General features: G+C 61.2%; 13 protein-coding genes. 9 read left to right on the top strand and 4 right to left on the bottom strand.

Features of this window, described 5'->3' with window-relative positions:
- Positions 1–70: 70 nt before the first annotated feature.
- The gene (locus tag HUT07_RS18925; protein WP_343203036.1) at positions 71–451 is read left to right on the top strand and encodes a hypothetical protein; all 381 of its coding nucleotides are present in this window, start codon (positions 71–73) and stop codon (positions 449–451) included.
- Here HUT07_RS18925 and HUT07_RS18920 read toward each other — a convergent pair.
- The 3 genes from HUT07_RS18920 to HUT07_RS18910 all read right to left on the bottom strand — a co-directional run bounded on the left by HUT07_RS18920 (position 448) and on the right by HUT07_RS18910 (position 7,342).
- The gene (locus tag HUT07_RS18920) at positions 448–4,791 is read right to left on the bottom strand and encodes an ATP-binding protein (protein WP_176022206.1); all 4,344 of its coding nucleotides are present in this window, start codon (positions 4,789–4,791) and stop codon (positions 448–450) included. The genes HUT07_RS18925 and HUT07_RS18920 overlap by 4 nt on opposite strands.
- 198 nt (positions 4,792–4,989) lie before the next feature.
- Complete coding sequence (locus HUT07_RS18915) at positions 4,990–5,646, bottom strand: Abi family protein (RefSeq protein WP_176022205.1); 657 nt, start codon at positions 5,644–5,646, stop codon at positions 4,990–4,992.
- A 190-nt stretch (positions 5,647–5,836) separates the two neighbouring features.
- Positions 5,837–7,342, bottom strand: a complete 1,506-nt coding sequence (locus HUT07_RS18910; RefSeq protein WP_176022204.1) for a YifB family Mg chelatase-like AAA ATPase — start codon at positions 7,340–7,342, stop codon at positions 5,837–5,839.
- 183 nt (positions 7,343–7,525) lie between these two features.
- On the opposite strand from HUT07_RS18910, the gene HUT07_RS18905 reads away from it, so the two are divergent.
- Positions 7,526–8,095, top strand: coding sequence for a TetR/AcrR family transcriptional regulator (locus HUT07_RS18905; protein WP_176022203.1), 570 nt, complete (start codon positions 7,526–7,528; stop codon positions 8,093–8,095).
- A gap of 63 nt (positions 8,096–8,158) precedes the next feature.
- Entirely contained in the window at positions 8,159–8,635 is a 477-nt protein-coding gene (locus HUT07_RS18900) for a nuclear transport factor 2 family protein (RefSeq protein WP_176022202.1), read from the top strand.
- A 495-nt stretch (positions 8,636–9,130) separates the two neighbouring features.
- Here HUT07_RS18900 and HUT07_RS20400 read toward each other — a convergent pair whose 3' ends face one another.
- Positions 9,131–9,244 carry a class III lanthipeptide gene (locus HUT07_RS20400; RefSeq protein WP_217706648.1) on the bottom strand — a complete coding sequence of 38 codons (114 nt, stop codon included), beginning with the start codon at positions 9,242–9,244 and terminating at the stop codon, positions 9,131–9,133.
- A 614-nt stretch (positions 9,245–9,858) separates the two neighbouring features.
- On the opposite strand from HUT07_RS20400, the gene HUT07_RS20395 reads away from it, so the two are divergent.
- The 6 genes from HUT07_RS20395 (at position 9,859) to HUT07_RS18880 (ending at position 17,591) form a co-directional block, all read left to right on the top strand.
- Positions 9,859–9,981, top strand: coding sequence for a class III lanthipeptide (locus tag HUT07_RS20395; RefSeq protein WP_200731923.1), 123 nt, complete (start codon positions 9,859–9,861; stop codon positions 9,979–9,981).
- Between the two features lie 430 nt (positions 9,982–10,411).
- Positions 10,412–10,534 (top strand): class III lanthipeptide, encoded by a 123-nt coding sequence (locus HUT07_RS20390; protein ID WP_217706647.1) that lies wholly within the window; start codon positions 10,412–10,414, stop codon positions 10,532–10,534.
- Between the two features lie 107 nt (positions 10,535–10,641).
- Entirely contained in the window at positions 10,642–13,365 is a 2,724-nt protein-coding gene (gene lanKC / locus HUT07_RS18895; RefSeq protein WP_176022201.1) for a class III lanthionine synthetase LanKC, read from the top strand.
- A gap of 16 nt (positions 13,366–13,381) precedes the next feature.
- Positions 13,382–14,989 carry an ABC transporter ATP-binding protein gene (locus HUT07_RS18890; RefSeq protein ID WP_176022200.1) on the top strand — a complete coding sequence of 536 codons (1,608 nt, stop codon included), beginning with the start codon at positions 13,382–13,384 and terminating at the stop codon, positions 14,987–14,989.
- 56 nt (positions 14,990–15,045) lie between these two features.
- The gene (locus HUT07_RS18885; protein WP_176022199.1) at positions 15,046–16,365 is read left to right on the top strand and encodes an ABC transporter permease; all 1,320 of its coding nucleotides are present in this window, start codon (positions 15,046–15,048) and stop codon (positions 16,363–16,365) included.
- An 11-nt stretch (positions 16,366–16,376) separates the two neighbouring features.
- Entirely contained in the window at positions 16,377–17,591 is a 1,215-nt protein-coding gene (locus HUT07_RS18880; protein ID WP_176022198.1) for an FtsX-like permease family protein, read from the top strand.
- Positions 17,592–17,615: the final 24 nt, after the last annotated feature.

Genomic DNA, 17,615 nt, shown 5'->3' with positions numbered 1-17,615 from the left:
TGCACGATCAGCACTGATTTTGTGGCACCAACGCAAGGTTCCCACAATGTTGGTGGGTCATCCTGTAGGCATGGCACAACAGAACCCCCGTTTCCCTCCGGTCCGCAGGCGCGCACACGGACGCCCGCGTCCGGTTCCGTTCGCGGCACCGACGGTCGACCTGGAGGTCGAGTACCAGTTCTGGCAGGTCTACGACCGCGTGGTCCGCCCCCTGCCCGGGGGCGGCTTCCGCCTGGCCTGGCTGGTGCTGCAGACCGTGTACCGGGCCCGCGCGCGCTATCCCGACGACACCCACGCGGTTGCGCTGTCGCGGGTGCTGTTCGGCAGCAACATGACCGCCGGCCGTGCTGCCGAGCTGGAGGAGCTGTACGCGCTGGCCAGCCGACGACTGGCCGCCGTGGCGGTGCGCCGTCTGTCCCCCGGCAACCTGCAGCTGACCCGGCCCGCCTAGCCCGTCTTGCAGGGCATGCAGATGCGGCCGCTGCCGCCGGCACCGGCGCGCAGGTCAGGGTCGAAGAACTCCTCCTGGCTGCGGATCTGCCCGCAGCGGCTGCATATCTTCTTTTCCTTCGACTCCAGCCCCTGCACCTGCTCGATCACCTGATCGACCGCTGCCGAGCGGATTTCCGTGCCGGCCACCTCAATCAGGCGATAGAGCCGGTCGGACAGCGTCTGCACCGGATCGCTGCCGAGGTTGAACCGGTTGATGCGCAGGAAGCGATAGCCGTAGCTTTCCAGCGTGAGCTGGCGCTCGACGTCGGCCTCGACCAGATAACGCTCGTGGTTGCCGACGTGCACCGGCTTGTCACGGCGGAAATGGAACTCGAATCCGTCGTACTCGATCACGATCTGCAGCGCGCCGCGCACGGTCTGCACGGTCACCAGGAAGTCGACGCGCCATGCCGGGTGCTGGTAGGTCGGGTCGAGCTGGCGCAGGTAGTCGCCCACCGGGAACTGCGGAATGATCTCGACCGCATCGCCATGCGCGAGCACGAACGGCGTCTGCTGCAGCCACTGCAGCACCTTCGATTCCATCGGGCTGCGTGCATCGGTCTGCGCGGCGTCGGGCGCGGGGCGGTCCAGCTGGCTGGCGTAGTAACGCAGCGCATGGCCGATCGCGCCGCGGAATGCATCCACCGGCATCGAATGGACGAACCAGATTGCCTCCTGCGCGCGGGAGAAGCCGACATTCAGGCGCTGCACCTTCAGCTTGTCCTCCACCGCATCCACCGCGCCGGTCAGGCTGACCGGGAAGATGTAGTTCAGTGCATCCTGGCCGGCGGTCGCCACCATCGAATAGAAGATCAGCCCGCGTTCCTCACCCTGGCAGGAGTCCACCGTCATCACCTTCAGCCGCAGCCGCTCTTCGAACTCGCGGCCGCGCGGATGGTTGAACAGCGTCTTCGACAACAGCGTCTGCTGCTCGCGGAATGGCGTGATGATGCCCACCGTAGGCGGCGCGTCGGTAGCCAGCAGCTCGACCAGGCGCTCGGCGATGAAGGCCGCTTCGGCGTCGTTGGTGCTGCGGCTGGTGCGGTGCCTGCTGGCATCGACCTGGCTGAAGCGGATCACTTCCTGCAGCGGCCGGCTGCGGATCTTCAGCGCCTGCAGCTGGTGGTTGTAGAAGGTGGAGGACGAGAACCCGATCAGTTCCGCATAGCTGCGGAAATGCTTGCGCAGCATCACCGAGTACGAGGCCGAGAGCGAGCAGAATTCCAGCACCGAGCGCTTCACATCGAACATGGCCAGCCGCTCCAGCACGTCGGCCTGCTGGCTGACGTTGGCGCGGAAGTAGTTCACCAGATCCGAGCGGTACTTGTCGTTCAGCGCGATGCTGGCGTTGGCCGCCTTCACGTTGGAGAACTGCTTGGAGTCGCCCAGCACCACCACCTTGCGCGCGCGCAGCAGTGCCGGCAGCGCCTGCGCCACTGACACCTGCGAGCCTTCATCGATCACCAGCACGTCGAACAGGTCCGGTGCCAGCGGCATGTACTCGCCGAACTCGCGGATGCTGGCGATCATCACCGGGAACGACTCGCGCACGCTCTCGAACTTGTCCACCGGGAATTTCTGCCGGTTGGCGATCACGCCTGCCAATGCCCGCGCGTCGGCGCGGTGATGATCCATGAAGCTGATCAGGCGTCCATCCACATGGGCATTCATCACCGAGGTGTTCAGGCGTTCCAGCTTGGTCTTGGTACCCACATAGTCGTACTGCGGCGCATCGACGAAGGCCTTGCGTGTGGCCATCCAGCCCTGCAGGAAGCGCAGGGTCAGCGCCCACAGTGCGGGGTCGTCCTTCGGCTCGGCCAGCAGGGTCTCGACGATGGCCGGATTGAGTCGCGCCAGCAGGGTCATTGCCTGCCGTGCAACCGCCGCACCCGGCCCAGGCGCGGCGCCGTGGGCGATCTGCCGGTAGCTGGCCGGCAGCTGCGCGCCCAGGCCTTCGGCCTCCAGCTTCATGCGCAGTGCGTTTGCGCCCTGCACGATGGCCTGCAGTGCCACTGCATCGTGCTTGAGCAGCAGCGGGCGGGTGGTACCCAGCTGGTTGAGCTGCAGTTCCAGCCCGCGCACCGCGTTGCCGCGCAGCAGATAGCCCAGCACCGGCATCTTCAGCTGCTGGTACTGCAGCAGCAGCGTGCCCAGCAGCCGTACCTGTTCGGCATCCAACGACTCGAACAGCTCCCAACCGTCAACCGGCCGGTCGGCAAGGAAGGCGGTTGTCACCGCATCGCGGCGGATGCGTTCATCCAACGAGGTCGGGGTGTAGTCGGTGCTGCCGAACAGGTCGGCAAGATAGGCCTCAAGCACGTCCGCCTGTGCGCTCACCGTTTCCAACTCGGCCAGCACGTTGGCATCCATCACGGCATGCACCTGCTGCAATACCGCAGGTGCGCGTTCGCCCAGCGTCGCTTCCTGCTCGTGCATGGTTTTCACGGCGGCAAGCGAGACACGCCCCAGTGTCTGCACGGTGCTGGAGATGGCTTGCCTCAGGGTCTGCGCGGTGTCCTGGCGCTCGCTCTCAAGGGCGGGCTGGTTGGCCTTCATGGCCTTGGCGAAGGCCGATATTTGGCTGATCGTGCCGGTGGAGGTCAGGCGCTTGAAGTTGGCCGCCTGCTGGCCCAGCCGCAGGATCGGGTTGGGGAAATCACGATCATGGCGAACCCGGCTCATCGCATCGGACAGCTTGTCGTACACCACATCCAGCGCTTCGGTCTTGTCCGACAGCACCAGGCAGCTCTTCTTGTTGAACGCACAGTCCGCGGCGATGGCGGCGATGGTGTGCGATTTGCCGGTACCGGGCGGCCCTTCGACCACCACGATCCGCCCCTGCGGCTCGCGCACGGCCAGCAGAATCTTGCGCTGTTCCTCGTTCAACGGGATGGGCGAATCGAACACCATGCGTTCGACCAGCGGCAGCGCATCCCAAGCCGATTCCACCCGTTCCCCGATCGGCTCGGGGTTGCGCATCAGCACGCCTTCCACCATGCCGTGGAACAGGTCCACCAGCTTCGATCCGCCATTGCGGGCCTGGTCGATGATCTCCTCGAAATCATTCAGCAGCGCCTCGTCGGCGCGCTCGAACGCAGCCAGGTGCAGGGCAGGCGACAGCGCGACGGTGGCGGTGGACGCCTCGCTGGCGGACGAGGAAAGCGAGACGTCGCCGCCCAGATCCACCGCGTTGGCCACCTGCCGGAACAGCGATGCCGCCACTTCGAACAGGCTTTGTGCCGGGTCGAGGTACTGGATGCGCTCCTGGATCGGCGACACCCACTCGCGTGCCATGCCCACGGCCAGCTCCTGCAGCACGAAGTCGATCGCGCGGCGGTTGGCGAACAGGCGGTTGCTGAGGGTCAGGGTATAGCCAGACCCATCCTTGGCCCGCACCACATCCAGCGGCAGATAGAACACCGGGTACTGCACGCCTGCGTACTTCAGCGTGCCCACGTAGAGATACAGCTGCAGGCCATCGCCGGTGGCGACATAGGTTTCCAGGTCGCGGAACTCATGGAAGGCATCGGCTGCCACGAAGTTCTCGAAGAAGGCCATCAGCGCACTGATCGTGCCGTCGCGGGTCAACTGGTGCTCGCAGGCCTGCTGCAGCGGCAGCTCGTCGCCGGTGGCGAGCAGGCGTGCCAGCACTTCCGGCAGTGTCTGGTACAGATCGACAACCGAGCGCGTGACCAGGTCCGATTCAGCCGCGTGCAGCGAATCCATCACCCAGTACGCCTGGCCCTGCAGCGGGCCGGCCAGATGCGCGATCAGCGGCCGCACCACCTGCACGCACATCGCATCCACCAGGCTGCCCTGCACCGATTCCACCCAGGCTTCCGGGTCTTCCAGGGCACCGGCCATGCTGGCGCGCGCCTTATCCAACACGGCCACACGCACCGTGGCGATGGCGGTCTCGCTGATGGCGTTCACCTGCTCTTCGACAATCCGACGCAGCGTCGCGCTGATCGGCCGCGTGTAGCTGCGCGGGCCGATGGTGAACGAAAGTTCCTCGCCGGAGGGGCGGCTGAGCAGCTTCCACAGCTCCTTGTCCAACGCCGGGTAGGGCGCGGTGCGCATGCCCGCGCGGAAGCCGGAGTCGCTGGTCAGCACGATGCGCCGCCGGGGCGCCTGCGCGCGCTTGAGATCCGATTCAAGGAAATCGCGGAAGTACTGCGAGATCCGGACCGCGATTTCGCGCATCTTGGTTTCACCCAGTGGCCCGCCGCCGGTTGCCGCAGGTGTCAGCGGGGTGGATGCATCGGAGGTCGGCAGGTGCGGCGGCTGGGGAGTGCTCATGTATGGCTGGGCGGGCACCTGGCGAGGCAGGCACCGCTAGGGACTGGGCCCTGCATGGTCGCACGCGTCGCCTGTGGCGGGGAGGGGGCCGGTGCCGGTGCCGTCCAGCACCGACGGCAGGCCCCGGGCTGGCAGACGTCTGGTACGCAATGCTTTGGGCAGTTCTGCGGCGAAGCTTTCAGAGCGCAGCGTCAGGGGCTAGGGATATGGCAGGCGCGACAGCGAGATCCTTCTGTCTTGATAAACGTGTGGGAACCGATTGTTCTGACGGCACCAGATCGAGGCGGGTGGCGAGAGCCACCCGATCAGTTTCAGAATCTCAGAATGGTGGCGGTGCAAGTTCCAACCGAGGATGGGCTCGTGATGGGCGATGCGGTTGCGCAGCACGCGTATGCGGGTTAGCGGACCCGAGAAGCTCTTTCGCTTCAATCCCCGCGGCGCGGAGGGCGTAGCAATCCGGTGCAGAATCTGTTGCCAAAGGGTCTCGTAATCCTTGTTGAACATGGTCGTCCAGAAACTGAAAGTGAGGCTGGCAACTACACCGCCTGCGGTCACCGACTTTCCCGCTTTGATCAGCTCGTCAATGGCCTTGGCCGTCTGTTGGGTCTGATAGGGCACCCGTAGGACGCTGGCGTGACCTTCGTACCACGCGTCGCCTTTGGCTTGGCTCAGTGTGCTGTGGATGCGGTTGCGCAGGACCACTTCAAGCGTCTGCAGAGGTGTGTACAGGCTTTCGGACAGACGGGTGTTGTAACCGTACAGGGCAATCGCTCTATCGCGGTCGCCAGCCGCCCAGGCCAGGTAGCGCCCAAAGCGTTCCAGTGACAACGCGTTCTCCAGGTCGGCATGCTTCATTCCCCTCTGAACTCCTTCACACAACCGCTTGCATAGCACTCGCCTGCCAGGTACCGTGCCGCTGTACACCCCGGTACCGTCTCTGCCCCAACGGGCACGCGGCCGGGGTAATTTTTTGCCTGGAACCTGGTGAGGCCCTTGGGGTCGCGGCCGCGCACGCGTTGTGTCGAGCCGAAGGGCCGTGATGCCATCAGGTGGTAGTCCCCGCGCGATCCAACTGCCGATATCCAATGGCCTCAGCCAAGTGTGCGGTCTGGATCGTCTCGCTTTCGGCCAGATCAGCAATCGTGCGCGCCACCCGCAGGATGCGATGCATTGCCCGCGCCGACAGCTGCAGGCGCTCGATCGCCTGTTCCAGCAGGTCCTGGTCGGCCTCGCTCAAGCGCGTGCACGCGCGCAGCGCGGCCGGCGGCAGGTGCGCATTGAGCCCACCACGCGCCTGCTGCCGCGCATGCGCCGCTTCCACCCGTGAGCGCACGCTGGCGCTGGGCTCGCCCAGTGGCGTGCTCTCACGCAACTCCACTGCATCCATGCGGCTCACGTTGATGTGCAGGTCGATGCGGTCCAGCAACGGGCCCGATACCCGCGCGCGGTAGCGGGTGATGCGCTCGTCGCTGCACAGGCAGCGATTGCTGCGGTCGCCGGCCCAACCGCAGGGGCACGGGTTCATCGCCGCCACCAGTTGGAAGCGCGCGGGGTAGACCACGCTGCGTGCCGCGCGGGAGATGCGGATGTGGCCCGACTCCAATGGCTCGCGCAGAGTTTCCAGCGCACTGCGGTTCCACTCGGGCAGTTCATCCAGGAACAGCACGCCGTGATGCGCCAGCGAGATTTCGCCAGGGCAGGGTGGATTGCCGCCACCCACCAACGCCGCCGCGCTCGCACTGTGGTGCGGCGCCCGGAACGGCCGCTGTCGCCAGCGCTTCGGGTCCAACCCTTCGCCACTGACCGAAGTGATGGCCGCCAACTGCAGGGCGTCGATCTCTTCGCTATCCGGCAGCAGGCTGGGCAGGCGCGAGGCCAGCAGTGTCTTGCCGCAGCCGGGGCTGCCGATCAGCAGCAGATGATGGCCGCCGGCCGCCGCCACTTCCAACGCCCGGCGCGCGAGCGCCTGACCGCGCACATCGGCCAGATCGGGCAGCGGCAACGGCGTGGTGTCCACGCGTTCCACCTGCGGCAGCAAGCGTGGATTGCCCAGCCCGGCGCAGCATTCCAGCAGGGTACGCGCCACGCGCACATCGGCGTGCTGGGCGAGCGCGGCTTCGGCGGCGTTGCCGGGTGGCACGATCAGGATGCGCCCCGCTTCGGCTGCAGCGATGGCCGCAGGTAGTGCGCCGGACACCGGCCGCAGCTCTCCGGTCAGCCCCAGCTCACCGAGGAACTCGTACTGCAGCAGCGACTGCGGATCGACCTGGCCGCTGGCGGCGAGGATGCCCAAGGCAATCGCCAAGTCGTAGCGCCCGCCTTCCTTGGGCAGATCGGCTGGGGCCAGGTTCAAGGTGATGCGCCGCTGCGGAAAGTCGAAGCGCGCGCAGAGCAGGGCAGCACGCACGCGCTCGCGCGACTCGCGCACGCTGGTCTCGGCCAGGCCGACGATCTGGGTGACGGGCAGACCACCGGAGAGATGCACCTCGATCCGCACCAATGGGGCATCGACCCCTGCGCGGGCACGGCTGTGGACCAGCGCCAGGCTCATGTGTGGTTTCCTGCGGACAGACGCTCGATGGTGCGGTAGGCGGTCTGCGGGTGCTATCGGGGCTTGCAGGTGATGCGCCTAGGTGGATTCTGGCCCGCAGGCCACGCCCACGCGTAATGCGCTGCCGTATGACCCAATAAACTACGTGTTGACAAGGTAGAACGATCGTTCTGCCTTGGCGCTATGGACAAGCCCATGACCGACACCAAGCAGAAGATCCTGGCAACGGCCGAAGCGCTGATCTATCAGAACGGTATCCATGCCACGGGCATGGACCTGCTGGTGAAGACCTCCGGCGTCGCCCGCAAGAGCATCTACCGTCATTTCGAAAACAAGGACGAGGTCGCAGCCGCTGCATTGAGTGCGCGCGACGTGCGTTGGCTCGACTGGTTCATGCAGGAATGCAACAAGGCCGATGGCCCCGAAGAACGCATCCTGCGCATGTTCACCGTGCTCAAGGGGTGGTTCCAGTCGGAAGGCTACCGCGGCTGTGCATTCATCAACACCGCAGGCGAAGTCGGAAATCCTGATGATCCGATCCGGGTGATCGCCAAGCACCATAAACGGAAACTGCTCGACTACACGCTTGAGCTCACAGGCCAGCTGGACATCAAGCAGCCGGCCACTCTGGCACGGCAACTGCTGGTGCTGGTGGAAGGCGCAATCACCATATCGCGCGTAATGGGCGACTACGACGCCGCAGACAATGCAAGAGACGTCGCGCAGTTGCTGCTGAAACAGGCCACGCGTTAGCGCCTGGGCGACACCGAATCCGTTGAAGCAACCCGTTCATCCATTTTGACTGGACGTCACACCGTGTCCGCTGCTGAAACCCGTCCCCCGCTTCCCCCCTTCACCCTTGAATCGGCGATCCAGAAGGTTCGCCTTGCCGAAGATGGTTGGAACACCCGCGATGCCGACAAGGTCGCGCCTGCCTACTCGCTCGACACCACGTGGCGTAATCGTGCCGAGTTTACCAACGGTCGGGAGGAAGCCCGGCAGTTCCTTGCGCGCAAATGGAAGAAGGAGCTGGAGTACCGCCTGATCAAGGAACTATGGGCCTTTATCGGGAACCGTATCGCCGTGCGCTATGCGTACGAATGGCGCGACGATTCCGGCAACTGGTTCCGCTCGTATGGAAACGAGAACTGGGAATTCGGGGGTGACGGTTTGATGGCGCGTCGCTTCTCCTGCATCAACGACATGCCCATCAAGGAAAGCGAGCGCAAGTTCCACTGGCCGCTAGGGCGTCGCCCGGATGATCATCCGGGGCTGTCCGATCTGGGTATGTAATCGACCTGGGCCTGCTGCACTCGCCTTCGCACTGGCGCAGGAACCCAGCTCCCCAGCGCATCAGATCAGTCCCCTGGCTTCCTTCAAAGCCGCGACAATCCATGCTTGCAGCGGAGGTCTATTTGGTCAGGCATAGAACTATGCCAGGGGCAAGATGACGTGGAGTGACCAGGACGTCTGGATCGCGCAACACACAGACTCTTGGGTGGCGAAGGCTGCCCATCACCACAAGGTCTACGCTCGGCGCGATCGCTGCCTTTGCGCCTGCCGTCAGTTCAGCTCTGGTCGACTGGCTGTCCATCAGCCCAAAAGACGTTGGTTGGTATCACTATCCGCTGCCACGATGCACAGTCAGCGCGTCCATCAGCGCTTTGTGCCGCGTCTCGCCATCACGTCACCGGCAACCTCATTTACGAGGCAAAAGGTAATCCAGGAGGGCAAGTCGAAACATGGCAGACAGGAGGAGCAGCGGCATGTGCCGCTGCTCCACTTGCATCACTTCTGCTGCTGGCTGTTGCAGCAAGAGTGAGTCGAGCTGCTGCAGCTGTTGCCAAGCAGGCCAACCGAGGAGTCCAGGGCCAGACGCTGAAGCTTCAGTACACGGTTCATGACAACTCTCCATAGTTGTTGAAGAAAAACAACCCGTCGACGCCATGTCGGCAGGTGCACACCGAACAATGCAGGGAAAAGCGCCTGCAAAACCGGCATTCAGCGGCGGTGGTCGCGCTCAATTGTGCGTGCATTTCCGATGCCACCTCCTAGACAGGCCGCAAGGTGACATCGGAAGAAGTCGTCGTCAATACAGTCGACTAGAGAATTACCGAATGATGCCCTGCAACATCTAGCGGCTAAGTGTGATGTTTGTCTCTGCGCAATGTTCCGGCAATGTTTTTGATGGGAAGTTGGATAGACTCGACGCGAAGTTTGATGCACTATCAAGTTCAACTGCAGTTGCACGCCCGATCTCTGATCGAGAGCATGATTGGCGAACTGCATGCATGGAGGAGTCAGTATCGGCAAGGGATGGTCAGAGCAGTCAAGTGCGCACGAAGTCTAGATATGCGTGCCTTGCGGGTTGAGTGCGTCGCTCCCCGTTCTGCCCCAGCAACAATCTCTTGCCTACGTATCTGCGCCACTGACCTGTCAGTGCGCAGTGTCTCGCCGACTGCTTGGCCGATGGCCAGGTTTGATCGGTATTTCGTAGTCAACTAAGGAGAGTTGTTATGAACCGTGTACTGAATCTGCAGCGTCTGGCCTTGGATACCTCCGTCAGCGTGATGGGTAATAGCTCGGGTAGCTCGACCCACAGCTGCTGCGACGGTAGCTCGCAGGAACAGCAGCTGTAACAGCTGCTGACGCATGGCGTGCCGCTGTCTGCTTCCTAGGTGCGACAGCGGCACTGATGCTTTGCCAGGCCTACTGATCGACATCCCGCAATGGAGTGTCGCCGCTGCCATCTACACCGCTATGTGGTCGTGTGTGGCAAGGCGTTGAGTCTCCTGTCAGAAAGAGGGTCTCTCTATGAACCGAGTTCTCAGCTTGCAGAAGTTGCAACTGGACAGCAGCATTTCCTTGCTCGCCAATAGTTGCACCAGCTCTGCTCATTCCTGCTGCAACACCGGATCGCAGGAACCTCAGTAAGAGCGCATCGCCAGCGTGCGGCATGGCCCAAAGTGCTGGCGCAATCTCTTCACCAGCTCCCAGGGGAGCGCGCTCATCCAAGGGCGATTAGTCGGGGGGGGTGGCGTTCCTCGAGTCAAACAAAGGAAACAACGAATGAATCGTGTACTGAATCTGCAGCGTCTGGCGCTCGACACCTCGGTCAGCGTGATGGGCAACAGCTCGACCAGCTCGACCCACACCTGCTGCGGTCCTGAGCAGGTAGAGAAGCTTTCGTAAGTAGCTTCTGGAAGGGCGTCGGATCTCCGACGCCCTTTTGTACAAACACCGGCTTCAGGTCTCCCGTTGAGAGGCGTCAGGCCGATCATCTCTAAGGATAGCGCCTGATGTCAGCCGGAAACCCGACGCTGCGAGAGCTGCGACATGTGGACAAGATCAACTTCATCAGCAGTGATGAACGCTTCTACGAGCCTAACTACGATCACTACAAGCCCAGTGATGAGCTGGCTTCGCTTGTCTATCCGCTGCTTGCCGCGCATGGTCGAGGATGGGGCATCCGTCGGATCGGCGTATGGTCGCACGTCGTTCCTCCCGCCGGCTCCGGCGTGCCGATGCTTCCTGCCCAAGGCTGGAAAATCCACCTTTCGGCAATTGAAGAGAACTGCAAGGAAATCCTGAGTTCCGTTGCTGAGATCCTGTTGCAGCGTGATGTGCAGTTCAAGTTTGCCAATGACTGCCGGACCATGAGGATGATGACGTCCAAGCGTTGGCCACGCGGCGGATCTGGGAAGTTCATCACGATTTATCCGCGCACGGAAAGCGAGTTCAAGGAACTCATTGAGTTGTTGTATCAGGAAGTCGGATCCAACATCGGGTCTTACATCCTCTCTGATAGGCGCTACAAGGACAGTCGCTGCATCTACTACAGGTATGGTGGCATCATCCAAGTAAGTCGCCTGGACTTCATGGGTCGAATGATCCCAATGCTGGTATCGCCCGAAGGGGACCACATCGCTGATCGTCGTACACCGTACTTCGAGACGCCGCCGTGGGCTGAAGATCCGTTCCCGTTGGAGGACGAGGACGCTGGCGAGATGACCCTGAAAGATGGCCGCTATCTGATCGAGAGCGCCTTGGGGTTCTCCAACACCGGTGGCGTGTATCTGGCAAAGGATGTGACATCTGGCCAGCAGGTGGTGATCAAGGAGGCAAGGCCTCACGTCGAGCTCTATGAGAACGGTGGAGACGCAACCACTCGTCTAAAGCGCGAGATGGGGAATCTCAATATTCTCAGCCCGTTAGGGGTTGCTCCTGCAGTGCTGGATTCCTTCTGGGACTGGGAGAACTTCTACATGGTCGAAGAGCATTTCGATGCTCATGACATGCGACAGATCATGCTGCAGTTCTCTCCGCTGATGACCGTAAGGCCAACCGCCGAGGACAGTCAGAAGTTCTATGAGATGTATCGGACGATCTTCACCAACATCTTCCGAGCCGTCGATACCGCCCATGGAGCAGGGATTGTCATTGGCGATCTGTCTCCCCCAAACATCCTCGTAGAGAAGCAGTCACTGGAGGTGCGTCTGATTGATCTGGAGGCGGCATTCCAGCCTGCCTTGGGAGAGTCCGATGACATCCATACGCCTGGCTTCCGAAGCCAGATCAAGAGCAGGGTCAAGGTCAGTAGCGTCGAAGATGATCTGTATGCAGTCGCTGCGATAATGATGTACTCCATGTTCCCGATTGTGGCTATGGCCTATGTTCGGGACGATCTCTTTGACGATGTTCTTCCCCGGATCATTCGTGACATGGGCTGGGAGGGTACGCCAGTCCTGGGGCTGATTCGAGATCTTGCGCAGGGACGAATCGATCTCCGTCAGGCTGAGAACCGCCTGCATCAGAGCGCACTCGTAGTTGAGCCTTACGGCGCGCGCCAGAGCACCCTGGATCCGGTTGCAGATCTGGTCAAGCGATTGTCGCGATTCGTTCAGACCAACTATCGGCTGGAGCCCAAGTACACCTTGTTCCCTTGTGACCCGTTCGCGCTTTCTACAAATGCGGGCGGTCTTGGGTTCGGTTCTTCTGGCGTGATCTATGCGCTAACCCGCTCCGGCAATGTGGTGCCCGATGAGGCGCTTGAGAGGCATTTCTTGGAGATCGCAGGCCTGAATCAGAGAAACACGGCGCCGGGCGTACTGACGGGCTTGGCCGGGATAGGTTGGGCGCATCTGGCAATAGGCCACAATAAAGTGGGCCTTGGCTTTGTTGACATGGCCAATGCGAGCCGGAGGCTCAAGGGGCAAGTGTCGCTGTACTACGGGGCGGCTGGCATCGGCATGGCGAATCTGGCGGCCTTCGTTGCCTCAAAGTCCCAGGAGTATCTGGATGCTGCTCTCGATCTCGCGGTTGAGTTGAGCGCATCCGCACTCCGATCTGAGCGCGGCATCTTCTGGGAGGAGGACGGCGCTGTTCGGATTGGCTTCGGTTATGGGCAGTCAGGGGTCGCCCTGTTCCTGCTCAGGCTGTCCCAAGTCACTGGCGATCCTCAGTGGAAGTCGATGGGTGCATCGGCGCTGGCGTATGACCTTTCGCATGGATACGAGCTGGAGCCTGGAATTACGACATTCGCCGCGGCGCCGACCGGTGTGTCGACCTATGAGCCCTACGTGGAGCAGGGTACCGCCGGCATCATCAAGGTTGCCATCAGGTATGGGCAGTGGGATGTGGTTGATTCGTTGGTGATGGACCTGTATCGCAAGTACTCTGGCTTCCCCGGGCTCATTTATGGCCTCGCCGGACTCATCGACACGCTGGTGGATGCCTATGTCTACTCAGGTGACCCCAAGTATCTCGACTTGGCCAATAGACCATACGAGGGCCTCACGGAACTCTATGTGTTCGGGGACGACGACACGGCAATGATACCGGGTGAGAATCTGTTCCGGATCTCCTGCGACTACGCTACAGGCATGAGTGGCGCCATCCGGGCACTACACCGGCTGAGTTCGCCGCATCTAGATGACTTCTGCCTGGACATCCTGGATGCTTCGGCTTTGAGGCATATGTCGCGCACTCAGCCATTCCTCCACCTCGTCGGAGAGATAGCGTAATGGGGCTGGGCTCACGATGAACGCACCTGACTCTTCGCGCTCCGCTCCAGATCCAAAGCAAGCGCGCACCGAGTGGCGGGACTTCTCCCGCTTGCTCGGTCAGCAGCGGGCTGAGTATCTGGCGGTAACCGCAGTCGCGGCCATTGTCGGTGCGGCAGAGGGGCTGATACATCCGTTGCTGATCAAGGCTATCCTCGACGAGGCTTCGCTGCGAGGTGACTTCGCGCGCCTGATGTATCTGGTGCTTGGCTACCTTGCTCTAGGCGTATCACTCAACGCCGGCGCCTATGTGACTTCGCTTTGGCAGCAACGACTGGACAACCGGATCATCCGACGGGTAAGCGAGGATCTCCTGCGCGCGTTCTACAGCGAGCGCTACAACGATTTCCTGCGAAATGGCGTAGGGCATTACGTCTCGCGAATCAGGTCTGACGTGAAGGACGGCTTGGTGCCGATGCTTGTCCTGGTAAGGGGGATGGTGGCAAAGGTGGCCATGTTTGCCGCCTTGGTCAGCGCACTCCTCTACATATCATGGCAGGCCTTCGCAGTCCTCGCTGCAATCATCCCGATAGCCACGGTGGTCAGTTTGATCGTTGGCAAGCGAATCAGGGCACTGACGTCTACGGAACGGGAAAAGGAAGCTGAGGTTCTAGGCGTCCTCACCAAGGCAGTCGGCAGCTTGAAGATGGTTGGAACGTTTGGACTAGCGGGAAAGACAGTGAAGTCCTTCGACACTGGAATGGGTGATCTTCTTGACACCGGCTACCGCCGGTTCAAGGTGGTCCGCACGCTGCAGGGTGCAAGCGACCTGACGATGGTGGTCTCGGACGTATGTTCAATCTTCGTGGGTGCGTTGTTCGTCTTTCAGAAGAAGATGACCTTCGGATCCTTCATTGCGTTCATGAACGCATTCTGGCGGGCCGCTACCACTCTAATCGCGATATTCAAACATTGGGCAGAGCTGCAGAGTTATGGCGCTACCGTCCATCGCATCTCCGAGTTCCTTCGGCAACGGGGCCCGCTGGAGATCTGTCATTCGGACAGCGTCATCTTGGATTCCGTGGGGTTCAGCTATGGCCAGACAGACGTGCTTCGCAACGTCTCCCTGACGATCAATCCAGGCAGGCGGCTCCTTATCACCGGCGACAACGGTTCTGGGAAGACAACACTCGCAAACATCCTCGCAAGGAACTTGCGGCCAACCACTGGTAGCATCTCATTGCCTATCCAGATCAGTTCCTCAACGCTTCCACTTGCTTTCCCCCCCCTGGCTGTCAGGGATCTTGGCGCTGATCTTGGTCTTCTCAAAGCCTTGGCTGTTTGCTCTCCGGAGATCCTGGACGCACACCCGGATCAGCTGTCTGCAGGTCAGCAACAGAAGGTCGCACTTGCGCTGGCTCTCGCAAAGAAAGCCGATCTCTATGTGCTGGACGAGCCGCTCTCAAACCTGGATGTCAGTGCCCAAGCGATCGCAATGGAGAAGATCATGCAGATCACGAATGGGAGAACTCTGGTGATGATCATGCATGGAGGGCTGGAGTATCGCGACCTCTTCGACGATGTTCATGACTTGGAATCGCCAACTGTCTTCATTGGCGATGGCTTGGAACTGCAGCCAGCATAGCCGTGCGACATAAGTATGCGCATAGCGGATAGGAACAAGAAAGGAGCACTGCTTAGATGTTTGGCTATTACGTGAAAGTTGCTTTGCACAACGCTGCCAGGAACAAGGTCATTACCGGCTTGATGATCCTGGCAATTGCTGTGGGAATCGGAGCAAGCATGACGACCCTGACGGTCATGCACCTTCTGTCTGGCGACCCGCTTCCCGGCAAGAGTGGAGATATCTACTACCCCCAGGTCGACGTGAACCCGGAGTCCAAGGGGCGGGAGCCATATGACGTCATGGACTACAGGACGGCTTATGACCTTTGGTCCGCCAAGCAGGCGGATAGCCAGACGATGGTCGTCTCCAATCCCGTCAAGGTCCGATCGGAGATTCCCGGCGCGGCGCCGCTGATGATCTCATCCATTTCGACGACGGCGGACTTCTTCACGATGTTCGATGTGCCACTGCAATATGGAAGGTCGTGGGTTTCCGAAGACGATGAGCGCCGCAGTCGCGTTGCCGTGATCTCTCACCGCCTCAACCAACAGTTGTTCGCCGGCCGCAACAGCGTCGGTCAGAGCATCCGGGTCAAGGATACGAACCTTCAGATCATCGGCGTACTTGGAGCATGGCGGCCATCGCCCTTGTTCTACAAGATCAGAGGTGGGCGTTTCTCTGGTGGCGAGACATCCGGATTCTATGGCGCGGCAGATGACATTTTCCTGCCTCTGTCGGCCAGTTTGGAGATCAATGAGGGTGACTTTCAGCCGTTCACGTGCTGGGCGGCACCGGAGCGCCCTGGAGTTCTTGAGGGTGCCCCGTGTGTTGCCGTGGCGTTGTGGGTGAAGCTTGTGGGGCCAGATCGTGTGCAGGCCTACGAACGATTCCTTCGCAACTACGCAGCTGAGCAGAAGCGACTAGGTCGCATCAAGCACGACGACAATACGAGGATGCGGTCGTTGATGGGATGGTTGGACTTCAATCAGGTCGTTCCCAGCGACGTTAAGGTCCAGACTGCTTTAGCGTTCGCGTTCCTGCTGATCTGCCTGGCTAACGTGGTAGGACTGCTTCTTGCAAAATTCATGCGGCACGGCGGAGAGATTGGCCTGCGCCGCGCGCTAGGCGCAAGCAGGATTGCGGTGTTTACACAGTGCTTGGTTGAGGCGGCGGTGATCGGAGCCATCGGCGGCGTTGTCGGCCTGCTCTTGACGCTACTGGGTCTGTGGACGATTCGTATCCAGCCAGTGGCGTACGCCGATCTGGTGCACTTGGACATCGCCATGTTCTTGGGCACATTTGTACTGTCTTTGGTTACCAGTCTCGTAGCGGGTGCCATTCCTGCCTATCGGGCGAGTTCCATCCAGCCGGTCGCCCAGCTGAAGCTGCTTTGAGGGAGTGCGCTATGCAAGTGGGAATCATTGTTGCTGCGTTAAAGAAGCACCGGTTGGCTACGTTCTTGATCGCCATCGAGATCGCCTTGGCATGTGCCGTGCTCTGCAACGCCATCTTCATGTTCATGGAGAAGAGTCGGGCGCTGAATTTGGATAGTGGCGTCGAAGAGTCTTCCCTTGGGGTCGTTCAGCTCTCGGGATTCAGTGCCGACAACGCAAATGACATCAATGCGCGGGTCATAAGCGCCATCCGGGCCATTCCTGGCGTGGAGTCAGTCGGGGTCATCAGCGCGGTACCGTTTGGCGATCCCGGTGTCCGCGCCGGCGTGAACACCGATGAGGCCCTTGAGCGGTCCGGGGGCGTGCTGGACTTCTATCTCGGCGATGCAGTGGCCCTGAACGCGCTGGGCCTGAAACTGACATCAGGGCGGATGCCCGAGCCTGGGGAGTACGCGCCCATTGCGCAGTACGTTCCCACCAATGCGCCGGTGCTGGTGACCCAGCAGTTGGCAGATCGCTATTGGCCTGGACAAACGGCAGTCGGCCAGAGCGTCTGGGCGATGGACACCCGCTTTACGGTGATCGGAGTAGTCGAACATCTTGTGGTGTCGCAGCCAGGCGGAGGAGAGGCATTGGGTAACGACTGGTCACTCGTCGTTCCCGCCGTTGCGGGCCCGCAGCTCGCTGGCAGGTACGTCGTGCGTGCTAAGCCTCAAGACCTGCCTCGCATATTTGGTCAAGTGGGCAAGGTAGTTTCTGCAGCTGCGCCCGATGTGGTCTTCGATCAGTCTGCTAGTCGGCCTTTGTCTGAACTAAGGTCTGACTACTTCCGCGGGGCAAAGGTCATGATGGGTCTGCTTGCGGCAGTGATCGTTGCACTTCTCGGTGCTACAGCCCTGGGAATCGTGGGCTTGGCAAGCTATTGGGTAGAACAGCGTCGAAAGCAGATTGGCATTCGGCGGGCCTTGGGGGCCACGCGATCGGACATTCTTCGCTACTTCCAGATCGAGAACTTCCTCATCGTCACCATCGGGATCGCAGCCGGCTTGATCCTTTCCTATGCGATGAATCTGGGCCTGATGCGGTTCTATGAGCTGCCAAGGCTCCCTGTGGCCTACCTGCCGATCAGTGCTATTGCGCTGTGGCTTCTCGGTCAGGCCGCGGTGCTGGTGCCTGCACTGAAGGCTTCAGCCATCACACCTGTTCAAGCAATCCGATCTCTCTGACTCGAATCACAGTTGCGCCCGCTC

It is taken from the genome of Stenotrophomonas sp. NA06056 (assembly GCF_013364355.1).
Classification (GTDB): Bacteria; Pseudomonadota; Gammaproteobacteria; order Xanthomonadales; family Xanthomonadaceae; genus Stenotrophomonas.
This window is presented reverse-complemented; position numbering and strand designations above follow the sequence as displayed.